We start from the raw sequence: 13,720 nt of genomic DNA, 5'->3' as shown, positions 1-13,720 counted from the left end.
ATGTCGTATGTTCTAATAGATTATGGTTCAGGTGTTCCTGTTCCGGATTTCAGCGATCGCCTCTGCAAGAAGAAAGTCGTAAGGTGTGTCGATATCTAATGCGCGTTCCGCCGGAACCGTGACGGTGCGGATATTGCCATCAAATAGCCGGTTAGCGCGCAAAATGAATTCTGGCCGCACAGCGTAGGCAACTGTAGTAATGTCGTACACAACCGGCGCGTCCTGCCGGCGGCTGATACTTCCGTGGGGTTTGCATACCAAGTCGGCGAAACCGAGCTCATTCAGCGTTACCATGTTGAAGTAGGGACTTCGCTCCGCAGATTTGACAGTAATCACGGCATCGGTGTGTGGATCATTGCGAAGCAATTCGATGCACGCTTCGACATCGCTTACATCGCGAAACGGGGATGTCGCTGGAAGGCTCACAAAGGCATCGAATCTGCCATGTTCGCGATGCATCCATTTGACTGCATGCTGCCAGGCATACCACTCCGGTGCAGTATCCGTTGCCAGTTCCGCCGGGCGCATGAATGGCACTTTCGCGCCGAAATCGCGGGCGACGTTAGCAATTTGCATATCGTCGGTGGAGACTATTACCGACTCCAAGCTCGGACATTCATTTGCAAGTTGAATTGAATGGGCAATTAGGGGCTTTCCGGCAAGAGATTTGACATTTTTACCGGGCACCCCCTTTGAGCCACCTCTGGCAAAAATGAATCCGATCGCCCTGAAGTTAGCAGAGTGCATAGCCGTGTACCTTTACCCTGGTTTGTTCTTGAATTGATCTTTTTGCTGCCTCGATAATGGCAAGAACATCATACGCTTGTGCACCATCAATCAGGATTGAGTCACTCTCTTCCAAGCAAGCGAGAAAATGTGCCAACTCGTCGATATACATACGATTGCGGTCAGATTGCCCGACTGCTGTGCCGATGCTCGACCAGGAACGTGTTGCAGCTGAATATAAATCGATCGTATCGCTTAGGCCGTTCCAGACCAACGTTCCCTCAGTGCCGATGAACTTGCAAGTACGCGTCGGTGCACGTTGCAGAAAATCGAGGTGAACGCTGACCAAACGCCGCGACTCATCCGCATACTCGAGGTTCAGGCTGACCAAGTCTTCCACATCTATGTCCAGAGAACTGTAACGCCCGCCGCTGGCGCTGACTGCAGCCGGAAGTCCAAAAAACCAGTAAAGATAATCGATTTCATGGCTTAACTCAAGAAGGGCTCCGCCCCCGAGCGATTTGCGTGCCGAGACTGTATCCTGATAGCGACTTGTCGGTCTCCAGTCTGGCAAGTACTGCCCGACTTCCGCACGTGCAGCCAGAACCCGCCCGATGCAGCCATCGTCCAGCAGACACTTAACCTTTTTAAGTGAAGGTAAGAAGCGTAAATTGTATCCGGTCATAAGCGGCAGCTTACGTAATGAGCAGTACTGCAACACCTCTTGCAATCCCGTCAGCGTGTTGGATATCGGCTTTTCCAGAAACATGGGAATGCCAGCTTCGGCAAATGTGCGCATGAGTGGCAAGCGAGTGGATGCAGGGCCGGCAAGCACAGCCGCGTTAGGTTGAAACGCCAAGGCCTCATCGATTGAGGCAAACTGAATATTGACGCCATCCGGAACGGCCTCAGATGATATGTTGGAATGTAGACGCAAGACGGCGATTTCCGCATTGGGGCGCAGCAGTCGTAAATTGGCCAAATGGCGGCGACCAATACTGCCTAAACTGACGATCAAAAATTTTTCAGCCATGACGTTCTATATGAGCAATGATTTCCGCTTTGAATGCGTCGTAATTCTGCACGGACAAATCTATTGGATGTACGACTGCTGGTATCCCCGATGAAGCATACTCAACTACCAACGTCGAAGGATATGAAACAAGAAATTGCACCCGCGGAAAATGGCTCTTTTCTGTAATAACTTTCCAGTCCTGACCAACGAGTTCCGTGCTCATCGGCATAAGCGGGTGAGGTTTGTAAAAAGCATTGATCGAATATTTTCTCTTCAATTCCTGTAATAGAAACACATGTAAGGATTCACATGCCGGATGACCGACAAACAGTACACTGGCACTGTTGGTCGGCAAACTTTCTTCTTGAAGAACAATTTGCGGCCGGAAGTGATTTACGCGGATACCGCGCCGAATACAATGCGTCGACAGAATCGATTCTCTAAAAATATTTTCGGATGTTTGATCATATACATAGAGGAAGGAAACCGCCTTAAGACGTCTCTTCAATGTCATGTGGAATTGTGGTGCCTGGTTCGGGTCACTTAAGCCCTCAACTCTTCCATGCTGTATTAATGACAGATGTGACATACTGCCCCCTGTGCCACGTGGGCGTAGCCTGTTATGAATTACACCGTCAGCGAGGACCGCCCAACGATCATAATGCTCCGCTATGTAGAAATCACCTTCGAGCTTTTCGAGTGCAGCTCTAGAGGCGAACCACCGAAATGCCGTATAGCTATGCAGTAGCCACTTCTTTGTGTCTGCTCGATATGACATTGCCTGCGTGCTTACCATTGCGTGCCGGAGCGCCAGAATTAAATCGCGGGCCGACAATAATGAAAAAACATCAATATGATTTGCATCCGCTGGCAACTGGTTGACCGGTGCCCAAGGGAACGTTATCCAGCATGCGGAAAAACCGGGAACACTATGGCTATTGATCACTTCGGCTGCACGGGATGAAAAAGCCAGCGCGAAATGCCGACATGATGATAACGGCATTTCACCGTGCTGCTTACTAGCTTGTATGAAGTAACGAAGAAATTGTATTGAATGGTACACTGCTGCGCCACCAGAACTCCAGATTAAAAGTCCTATCCGCCAAGCGAGCTTGGAAAACCAGAATCGAGAATGGAGGCGGCCGATCCATTTAGTGGGTCTTGGCAGAAACCCGCATGTATCCGGCGTCAGGTTCAAGGAGCGATAATCATATTCGTCGAAAAGTATTTCATTATCTGTGGCTTGCAGATAGTCGACAATCCAACGCTTTTGTAATGGTTGATTCAAGACGGACATGAGCATGGTCACTTAAGATTTAAGATCGCGTCATCAATAAGCTGGACAATGCCAATCCCACCAATATGCAAAAAACGGCGCCATAGAACGTTGCGCGTGTTTCGGAAGACAGCAATTTGCTATCAAGGCTGCAAATCTTAACAGCTGCATTGCGTACAGCGTACATGTAATAAATATAAGCCAATAGTGTAGCAAGAGCCGCTCCGACACTTTCAAGCAAATAAACAAGCGGGACCAAAATCAGAAAATAAAAGAGTGAAACGAGCAATGTAATCTTGCTGAGCTTCATGGTTGCCTTGGTCGCAAACAAGAAACACACATATATTTGATAAACCGACAAATACAATAATGCGGCCACAACGATGCCAATAATTAACGGCATTGAATAGTGATAGTATTTGAGGGCTCCAATGTATTTATAGTCCAACAAAAAAGCAGCATACAAAAATATGACAATCACCACATAACTCAAGACGAATTTTTTAATGAATTTATAGCGTGTCAGCGCAGAAGACCATTCAGTCATATTCTTCATAATTTCATGTGGCAAGTACAGCCCGAGGCCGCTCAATAACACTGACATCACGGACGCGACGGTATAAGCCAAGCTATAAATTGCCAGTTTCTCATTGCCGGTCATCCAGCCAACAACAAATCGGTCGGAGCTATTCAATGCCCATTGTGCTAGACCATGCACAATCAGTGGTAAACAGTACGGTAAATGTTGATAAGCCCAGCGCACTTCTGGCGCGACAGGAAGTTTACCGACCTTTTTTAAAGGCCGATGGCATACGAAGGCCAAAGTAACTATTGAATACACACCCAATTGCACGACCAGCCAAGTGTCAAGATCCCAAGCACTATTTGGTCTAAAGTACAAAACCAAGCTAGCGAAACCTACCCATAAAAAAGTTTTAACGACCGCAAAAATCAAGAAAACAAGAGGGCGATTTTCGGCACGTAAAACCAATTGAAAAAGCTGTTGTATCGCCTCATGTGCAGCCAGAAATATAAAGAGAATCCAATAATTATTAACAGGTAAAACAATAATAGCTACGGAAATCAATGCTGCGAGCATTAAGGCTGCTAATGAAAATTGTAGGGCCAACGACCGTGCCAACAGTGTATTTGCAGCGCCCTCCCTTGCTACCGCCGCACCACCACCTAGCGATAAAAATTGTGCGAGGACTTGAACCAGCGCGATACCCATAGCATAGATGCCTATTTCATTGAGCGATAATGCATGGGCAGCTACCGGAATGGCGAGCAATCCCCCTGCGCGGCTGATGCCTGCCGCCAATCCGTAGATCAGAAATTGGGAGTTGCGGAATGATGTAATAGAAGCCACTAAATTGAATATATTCTCAAGTTCCGTGGTTGGGCGGATAATCTTTGATTAAACAGCCTATACCAATTGGGAATTCAATCTTTTTTACTATTTGATTGTCCAGCAGGATCTTCGAGATAAAAATTTTTAAATAACAAAAACATTAGAATTAGATATGGATATTGGTAAAAATCCGTATGGTTATACAAACTACCCCGCAGATGAGAAATCATCCAAACTGACATAAGAGTGCTAACAAATATCCAGCCTAATGTTTTTACGGAATGCGCTCGACCATGCAAAAATCCGACAATGTAAAAATATCCAGCTACGAGAGGCAACCCGCAAATGAAGTAAAAATTTAAGTAAAGATCCGTTTCTACGGGCCACTGTTCTGTAGCACGTATCTCCCACGCCTCTGGATAATAATGATCCGTTAACATGTGATTCATATCGAAATACATGTTTGGCTCCGCCAGCCCGAAGGGGGTGAGGAATTTAACAAACGGAAGAAAGAAAGTAGTAATAAAACCAGGATCAAAATCACGTATAGAGAAAGCCAAATTTTCCAATGCTGAAAAATAATTCAGCACATAAGGCAGGCTGAATGCCATGTCCTCCCAAGTCAAGCCACGGAAGTACATTCCAAGAAAAAAGACGAATGCCAAGAAAAAATAAAAAATTATCGACTTAAAACTTAATGGCCGAAGCTTTGAGAGCCACGGCATGAACAAAACTATCCCCAGTGTAGCAATATGCAACTTACTTCCATGGACTGGAGATGTTATTGCTAACCATATCAAATAACTCACAATCGGCAGTTTTGATCCACGTACGTATGTGTAGTAACCAGATATTGCTGCGAGCGCAAATGCGGAAAAATGGCTGATGATCACATAGATACCGGAGCCACCTCTGTTAAGAAACGCATCGCCAGGATCAGCAATCCACTTTGCCAATCCACCAGAGCTTATGACGATCATCATGACCGCAACGCTGGCAATGGCGTATAAAACTAAAATTGAAATTTGTAGCCGACGTTGTGGTTTTTCGTCAATTTCGACTTTCTGCATCTTAGGCAGATACTGACGTGCCCCCGCAAATTCACCTATGTAAAGGGCAATTAGTCCCGAACCAAATACCGAATATGCCAATACGATTGCCAAGGTATATTCTGGAAGAGTAAAAACATAATCCTCATACCTTTTGGCAAATATTGGTGCTACGATGAACCAAAGCCCGTAATAGCCGTATAGCACGCTCGCAGGGGAAATTGTCCGTGTCGGCGGCAACAGAAATAAATGCAAAAAGTAAAGGCTAACGAAATACCAAAGGTTCGATACGCCAGCAACATGAGCTGAGTATAAAAAAACGATTCCAAATAGGTACAATGCGACAGTCGCAGTTATACCCACCGGCTTGAAAATAGAGGAGTCGTGAGACAGAACAGTTGGCATTCGCAACATAGAAACTATAGAGCACCTTTCGCGAATTGCGCGAATTTTAATACTTGGCACGGTTCGACGAAGTTAGTACTCGTGGTGTAGGCAGCTCAATTTCACTGCTTTCGAGCCCATAAAAATATCGAGCGCACCATTAGAGCTGTTAGGCGCAAAATGGGGCAATCACATGGCCACTTCGAGAATTATCTTGAAACGTATTGCCTCCTGCATCAATCAATCCCTAATTAATATGAATTGTTCGGCCAAGACTAAAGACATCAATAACTTGCGGTTATTTTTAGTGATGGCTAATCCGTTGAGTGCGTACGATTTAATCTAGCACCGTTTGCGATAATGGATTTTTTTGTTGCAAATATTAATATGCCAAGCACAAGTCCCGCAAATACTGAAGCTAGAAGGATTAATAGCTTTTGAGGCTCTGCCTCTATATTGGGCGCGTAAATAGGCGCCACGAGAGAAGCCTGTTTTGTTTGCGGCTCAGATAAAGCAATTTTCAAATCAGATATTTGACTTCGTAAATTCCTTATGTCATTTTCCGCTGTAATTAATGTTGCTAACAATAAAGCAGAGCCGGAAATCTTAGAGTTGTCGAACACAAAATCAATATTTTTTACTGGTAGTTGGGCTTTTAAAGCTTCTGATGCCTCGAGTTTTAGCTCTAATGCGCGAAGCTCTGCTTGCTTTATTTCTAATGCGGGCTTTGCTAAAGTAGCTTGATCTTTTCTAATATCAGCAAGCACAGACTCTAAGCAACGCTGAGCCTTGCTGGGCGATTGTCCCCTGAACCTAAGGTTGATAATTGATGCATTTTTTATTGCTGTTGGTCGGAGCTCTTTTGACAAATAACGCCCTGCAGTTGGATGCTCTGCAATTTGACAAACTTTAAAAGTTTGTTCGGAGTAATAACTTGGGAGTTTAAGTTTTTCGGCAACCACGACCGGTGTGTCAACGTCTTTGCTCGTGATGGAGGCCATTTGTATACTTGCTACTGCTTCATATGTCGGAGGAGTTAGAAAAGCAATTGCCACTCCAAGTATAAAACATGTAACTGTCGAAGAAATGATCCAGTATTTCCCTTCTTTTGCAAATTGAATAATTTCAGATAAGCCACTCCGTTCTCCTCGATCATTGTTTATGAACGATGTTTCTTTAGTTTCTGTATTTTGCATTTAAATCAATGGCTATTTGAAAATATACTAAGTGAATTTTTACCGTTTTTACAGCATTCGCCGCAGTCATAACTGCCTACAAAATTATTAAAAAATAATTGTCTGGTAGCGGAGAACGCACGAGCAAGATAATGGTTAACTCATTCTGAAGGTGCGAGTATAAGTCACTCTCTGCCTGTTTTCTCTTTAAAGCAGCATCCCCCCTTCGCAAAGAAAAAATATTATTTTTCATTTCCGTTAATCTTAGGCGACATTACTCCACCTTCATTAAACACAAGTAATTTTTGAATGTAAAAATTAAATATAAACAAAATAAAGGTAAATAATATATAGGCTGCTGTTTTTGGCCAATTTAGCAACGCCTTCGCCGTATCAATCAAAGGAACAAGTAACGCAATATTTATTATTACTAATGTCACATATTTTAATAGGGGTATAAACAATCGTTCCGTTGCGTTGTACACAAAACCTCGAGCCATAAAAAAATAACCGAATGTCCCAATAATTCTTGCAGTAATTACTGATGTGATTGTAGAACTTGTTAATTGCTCTACTATATGAAATGTCAGAAAATCTATCAGTGCAAGCGTCAAAGAAACTATTCCCCCACGGAACAAGACAGCATAAATTTTGGCGGAATCGCGGATTTTTCTGAAATGGGAAGACGGGTTTCCGGGTTCGTAAATTGTTTTAATTTCTAATTCCTGCAATTTTTGCGACTTAGCAAATAAGATCAGCGCCGATAATTCAAAGTCATATCGGTCTTTATTGATTTTAAGAAGATCGTCAAAGCAACTTTTAGGGATATATCTAAGGCCTGTTTGCGTATCCTTTATCAATTGCCCATGAAGTAGGTGGAAAATATATGCCGTTAGAATATTGCCAAACCGAGATCTGAAGGGAGTATTAGAGTCAAATTCCCGTTTTCCAAGGATAACCGTATCACCTTTTAGATTCCCGGCCTTAAGCACTCTGATGATGTCTTCCGGGGCATGCTGGCCATCTGCATCCGCAGTTACGACAAAATCTAATCCACGGCGTTTTGCTTCTGCCAATCCCGATTTTAACGCAGCACCTTTACCTTTGTTTATGTCGTGCACTTGAACTTCAACACCGCGTGCAATTAATTCCTGGAACACTTGTTTTGACTTCTCGGTTTTTGATCCATCATCTACTACAAGAATAGAAAATTCTTCACCTAATTGTGTCATTAACTTTTTGATATTATCAATCAAGCTAATCAATGTACGATCAGGTTCAAATGCGGGGATCAATATCATGTTGAAATGCAGGTAGGCAATCTAATGAAGGAATAAGGCAGAATTTTATCTTTTAGTTTTTGCGTGCTAGACCAAGTATGTTGGCGAACGTGGCTGGCGCACAAGGGGTAACAGTTTAAGTAACTAACACTTGCAGCATAAAATATATAAGCTAGCGAAGCACAAATTTACTCAAATACCCCAAAATTGGCGAGGCCACTTTTCCATTTAGCTCTATTTTTCGGATGTCTGTAAATCTTTCGTAGATAGACCTCGAGTAATTGAGAAACCATGCTTTTCTTCTGTCCCCAATATATCGTCCGGCTTCAGTGACTTCCTTAGCTCAGGATAGTCAAAAGAGTCTCGCCCGAGCAAAACTACGCTTCCGGGGTGCTGAGCAATCAAGGAGCTTACACATTGAAATTCTGAGCACGACCTATACCTGCCCTCGAGATCTGGCAAATACGCCACAAATGGATAATTGGTAATAATAAATTGATTCCCTAATTTATTTAGGTGGGAATAGATTAAATGATTAACCGATGGCCATACAATTGAACGACGCCCCTCCTTTGCGAATTTTAAGAATTGGGACTCTCCAACTGAAATTTGCGCAATGACAGCAACCACTACTATCACTCCAATTGCCGCCAATTCAAAATGAGAATAACGGAATGCTAATTCCCGCCGTAATAATAAATTCGATTTGATGCGTTTCCAAAAAATTGGCGCTGTAATTTTTTTTCTTATCGCAGAAATTTCTTGCTTTAGACCATGCTCAAGGATAGATACTCCGCAAATACAAGAAATACCTAACAGCGAGATCATAAACCAGCCATTTCGCTCGTCATAGGCACAGCAATTTGAATAAGCAAAAAATGCGATAGTAGATCCGCTCAAGTACAGTAATCCAATTTGGCTTACGGTACGTTTAGGCGAAACAAAGTTTAAAAGAGCTCCCGTCAGGATCACTAACAAAGGAAATCTGCCGAACATCGTTACAATATGTTTCCAAGCATGTTCATAAAAACTTCCTCCAGATGCATTACTGGTAAGGAAAGCAAGGTGAGATATATTCCCTAGTGGCGTCGGCGTTTCAGGAGTCGTTAAGTATATTGCCATAAACGTTGATAATGGCAAAAAAAGCAATACATATATTAGACCGTACCATTTATAATTTTTCTTTTTTTTAATTCCAATAATAAGAAGACTTATCCCTACTATGACGGCAGCGAGCATGCCCGGTTGTTTTGTAATCGCGCCAATGCCAGCAAATAGAGCGGCAGAAAAAGCATATATATTTGTATCGAGGTCTGAATCTTTTGATATCGCCGTCAAATAAAGTGCAATGCCGCTAATTAAAATCAGCATCATTACTATTGAGTCCATAAGACCGCTTAGTAAAAGCTTATTGTTTAAGAAAATTTGAGAGAAAACTAAAAAGATAATGATGGCCGCAAGTGGCTTGCGATTTCCGGCTAGCTGAATATTTTGAATAAGGACGATTATTGGAAAAATAAGAAGAAATACCTTAGGCAGCACCCATGTCAAGGGATCGGACTGAGCTTTGTAAATAAGTGACCAAATTCCGGGAATAAAAACAGGATAGGCGGCATTATATGGACTATACTGATTTTCATATAATTGCATAGCCCAGCGATTCCAGGACATGTTGATATCCCACCCAGAAAGAACCAAGTTTCCTTCTAAAAAGGATTTAGCAGCCTGGGAATCAACAATTAATAAGGCAGATGCGCCGGTCACAATAAGAACAGTCAAAATCCCGGGGCATGCAAAGGTCATGATATTGTCTTTGCGATTCTTATATCGCCAAACAACCGTGCAAACAACTACTGCCATTAATGCTAATGAAATGTCACCAATATTTAGCAAATAAGAAATAACCACAACTAACCAGCTAAGCCACAATGACTTGGCTACTGTTAATACAATTTGGCTCGAAAAATCAGATTTATTGGGTGTTGGCCAAATAAGTCCGATCAAAAAACAAAATAGCCCGATTGCGAGTCCCCCCTTCATCAATGTCATTTTTTTTCTCCCACCGGACCACGGATTGACCGTTCAAATTTAATATTGGAAACGATGACTGCCGCAGTTGGATCGCCGTAATTAACATCGATTGCTAATTTTATGTAAGCGGTATCAGCAGGGAGCAACGTTAAACCATCTCCATTTGGAGAAAAAATGCCACGAAAATTACGGATACCATCTGCCATCTTGACCGGCACGCTCCAAGCAACACCATACAAATGTGTTCGTGGATTTGATATTTGATTCTTGTTTTTGTCAAAAGGTACAATCCCTGCAAAAATATACGATCCAGTCTTACCATTCGCGCCATTACTTACGGCAGAAACATCGAAATTCATCATGTAAGCTGAAGAACTATCTACAGGAATCAATTCTCGGCTATATAAAGTTGTCGGCCCAACAATCAACGCTCCGTTCCGATACCCTTGGCGAGTACGTATTAACTGGCCCTCAAATATTTCTGCTGATTCTCTATTATCAATATACTTTGAGTAGTTTATTTCATTAATTGAAAATCTATCCCATACTCCCAACCAAATTGAAATATCTCGCAGATAAATTACAACTGAGCCAACAATTAACCATACTGTCAAAGTTACGATAATCAATCTGAATGAAAACCTTGATAGTACTTGGTCATCATTTGTAATATTTTTTTTTCTAATTGAGTGTGGCATTGCTATCAACTTAATTCGGTTTGGAGAACTACCGCTCCATGGAAAAATGGAGGAGATTACCCACCATTTTTATGGGATCTAATGGTAGAGGCCAAGCAGCCAAGGCCAACTTATGTATTAGGACAATGCCGCCGATCGCCATGTTTAGACGCGCATGCTTATAAGTCTATCACTACCGGCTAACAGATTTGCTTGGTAGCGATAGCAGGTCTGGCTAATGAGAAATAACTGACAAATTGGAGAAAATTTCACCTTTATGTCCGCTTAATTTGCGGGGCAGATTACCAAGTTGTGGCCCGTATTCGCAGACAATCTCCCGCATTGCCAGCTTGATCGCCTCATCGTCGCCGATTACACATGCGCCAGCCAGATTATCGATCAACGTACTCAGAATCTCCGGTGCAAACGAGTATTCCGTTGTTCGCATAATTCGTGGATGCTCGCTGCTCTCCGCTTCGTTACCAATCAACAGTTCTTCATACAGCTTCTCACCCGGACGTAAACCGACATAGCGAATCTCAATATCACCATACGGGTGGTCCTCATTTTTCTCTTCCAGCCCTGCCATGTCGATCATAGTCCGTGCCAGATCGACAATTTTGATTGGCTCACCCATGTCGAGCACAAACACTTCGCCGCCCTTTGCCATCGCCCCAGCTTGGATTACCAGTTGTGCGGCTTCTGGGATCAGCATGAAATAACGCACGATTTCAGGATGAGTAATGGTGATCGGGCCACCTTCCTCGATCTGCTTTCTGAATAGTGGCACCACGGAGCCGGAGGAGCCTAGCACATTCCCGAAGCGAACCATGCAGAAAGTGGTGGAGGTCCCAGGCTTCTGCGACGCAGCCTGAAATATCAGTTCAGCAATACGCTTGCTGGCACCCATGATGTTGGTCGGCCTTACCGCCTTGTCGGTAGAAACCAGCACGCAAGTCTGAACTCGGAACTTGTCTGCAGCAACGGCAACGACCTGCGCGCCTGTAACATTATTGCGGATGCCTTCAGCCATGTTGGCTTCGACTAGCGGCACGTGCTTGTAAGCCGCCGCATGGTATACCGTATTGATCTTTCCGCCTTGCATGACGCGCTCAACGAGCTTTGCATCACAGACTGACCCCAGCCATGGGTGGATTACCACCTCGGGAAATCGAGCGCGCAATTCCTGCTCGATGGCATACAAAGCATATTCGGAATGGTCCAGCAGATGAAGCGCCGCTGGTTTTTGGGCCATGATCTGGCGACACAATTCGCTGCCAATAGAACCTCCTGCACCGGTGACCAGCACGCTCTTGCCGTGCACGCAGCGGGCAAACAGGTCCACCTGCGGCGGTACCGGCTCACGACCGAGAAGATCTTCAAGTTTTATTTCGCGAATCGATCGGGAGGAAATGGTTTCATCGGCAAGCTCGACGACGCTGCGCAACGTCTTGACCTTGATGCCTGCCTCACGGGCATCGTGCATGATGCGCCGGCGATGTTCTGCCGATGCACTCGGGATCGCTATTACGATCAGACCGATATTCAACTCCTGCACCAATGCTTGCATACGGCTGGCGTGAAATACCTTTAGTCCGGCTACATTGTGATTATTCAGTGACTTTTTTTCATCGAAAAAACATACGGCACGATATTTATCACTGAATCGGATAGCCTGTGCCAGCTTAGCGCCAGTTTTGCCTGCACCATAAATCGCAACCACATTCTGATGCGACAAGCGTCCTGGAATGTGTTTGCGTAAAAAGTTTCGTATCGCTAGACGCGATCCAACCACATAGGAAAAAGCCACGAACCAATAGATGGCCAGCGCGCTGCCCGGCAATGTCTGTGATCGCCAGAAAAACGTAACAGCATAGGCACTCACCACAGCCAGCGCCAGACTGATGCCAGTAGCGCGTAGTAGCGTCTGATCGATAAAGCGTATAACTGCACGGTACAACCCGGACAAAGTAAATACGCCTACCGTCAGCATCCCCACTACAATATATGCGCCGATGCCGTAGCCAATGGCAGCTTCAAGGTCGCCCAGCCGCAATAACATAGCAGTTAGAAAGCAGAGTGGCATTGCAACCAAATCCGCCGCCAACATGAGGGCTGTCTTTATCCATCGCCGCATAGACACAAGACGCTTACTAAAACGAATGGCAATCGTGGGCTTTGCTGCGAGCATATTAATTTGATACTTTACCGGGGGGCTTAAGTCGGAGGAGGAATACAAAGTCGACCAATATTGGTGACAATTTGGCGTGCACAAATATACTAAGAGAAATTATAACTTAGAAACAAAAAGTGATGACTCTATTTAGAAAAAATGGAAAAAACAATCTAAGCAGCTGCAACAGCATCGTTCGTATTAATCTTTAGAACATCGGCTAAGGACGTCGATCAGCAAAAATGCATGTTGCAAAGAGCACTTTGGGAGTGTCTGCAGCAATATCACCCCACCGAGCACCATAATGCATTATAGAGTTTGGTCGCATCCATTTTCTCATGAGACAGTGCTTTATTATTTTCTATGGGCCCACATGGGTCAAATGTTAGCACTCCCAACATTAGGATAAACAGAGGGTAAAATTTGAATTGGCATGATACTACTGACATAAGTTGTAGTAAACGCGATCTGACCTGACAGTTGCCCGATTTGACGTATGCGGCTGTCAGGTCAAATTCAGCTATTCAATGTGGTGATTTTATCGTGCCACTCCTTTCTACCGTCAATTAATGTCTGCATCGAC

At 44.0% G+C, this 13,720-nt stretch carries 10 protein-coding genes; all 10 read right to left on the bottom strand.

What is annotated here, in order from left to right:
• Positions 1–27: 27 nt before the first annotated feature.
• Positions 28–747: an acylneuraminate cytidylyltransferase family protein gene (locus EDC30_RS15075; protein WP_132259685.1), complete on the bottom strand. Its 720-nt coding sequence runs from the start codon at positions 745–747 to the stop codon at positions 28–30.
• On the bottom strand, positions 734–1,759 hold the full coding sequence (locus EDC30_RS15070) for a Gfo/Idh/MocA family protein (RefSeq protein ID WP_132259684.1): 1,026 nt from the start codon (positions 1,757–1,759) through the stop codon (positions 734–736). Before EDC30_RS15070 ends, EDC30_RS15075 begins: the two co-directional genes overlap by 14 nt.
• Positions 1,752–3,038 carry a hypothetical protein gene (locus EDC30_RS15065; RefSeq protein ID WP_132259683.1) on the bottom strand — a complete coding sequence of 429 codons (1,287 nt, stop codon included), beginning with the start codon at positions 3,036–3,038 and terminating at the stop codon, positions 1,752–1,754. The genes EDC30_RS15070 and EDC30_RS15065 overlap by 8 nt, the downstream gene beginning before the upstream one ends.
• 19 nt (positions 3,039–3,057) lie before the next feature.
• A complete protein-coding gene (locus EDC30_RS15060) occupies positions 3,058–4,386 on the bottom strand; it encodes an oligosaccharide flippase family protein (RefSeq protein WP_165973838.1) in 1,329 nt (442 codons plus the stop codon).
• Positions 4,387–4,460: 74 nt separating this feature from the next.
• The gene (locus tag EDC30_RS15055) at positions 4,461–5,531 is read right to left on the bottom strand and encodes a polymerase (RefSeq protein WP_165973837.1); all 1,071 of its coding nucleotides are present in this window, start codon (positions 5,529–5,531) and stop codon (positions 4,461–4,463) included.
• A gap of 584 nt (positions 5,532–6,115) precedes the next feature.
• On the bottom strand, positions 6,116–6,997 hold the full coding sequence (locus EDC30_RS15050) for a Wzz/FepE/Etk N-terminal domain-containing protein (RefSeq protein WP_132259680.1): 882 nt from the start codon (positions 6,995–6,997) through the stop codon (positions 6,116–6,118).
• A gap of 221 nt (positions 6,998–7,218) precedes the next feature.
• A complete protein-coding gene (locus tag EDC30_RS15045) occupies positions 7,219–8,277 on the bottom strand; it encodes a glycosyltransferase (protein ID WP_132259679.1) in 1,059 nt (352 codons plus the stop codon).
• A 213-nt stretch (positions 8,278–8,490) separates the two neighbouring features.
• Positions 8,491–10,305 (bottom strand): hypothetical protein, encoded by a 1,815-nt coding sequence (locus EDC30_RS15040; protein WP_132259678.1) that lies wholly within the window; start codon positions 10,303–10,305, stop codon positions 8,491–8,493.
• Positions 10,302–10,985: a hypothetical protein gene (locus tag EDC30_RS15035; RefSeq protein ID WP_132259677.1), complete on the bottom strand. Its 684-nt coding sequence runs from the start codon at positions 10,983–10,985 to the stop codon at positions 10,302–10,304. The genes EDC30_RS15040 and EDC30_RS15035 overlap by 4 nt, the downstream gene beginning before the upstream one ends.
• A 214-nt stretch (positions 10,986–11,199) precedes the next feature.
• Entirely contained in the window at positions 11,200–13,155 is a 1,956-nt protein-coding gene (locus tag EDC30_RS15030) for a polysaccharide biosynthesis protein (protein WP_243656806.1), read from the bottom strand.
• Positions 13,156–13,720 lie beyond the last annotated feature (565 nt).

The sequence above is a fragment of the Paucimonas lemoignei genome, from assembly GCF_004342585.1.
In the GTDB taxonomy this organism is placed as follows: Bacteria; Pseudomonadota; Gammaproteobacteria; order Burkholderiales; family Burkholderiaceae_D; genus Paucimonas; species Paucimonas lemoignei.
This window is presented reverse-complemented; position numbering and strand designations above follow the sequence as displayed.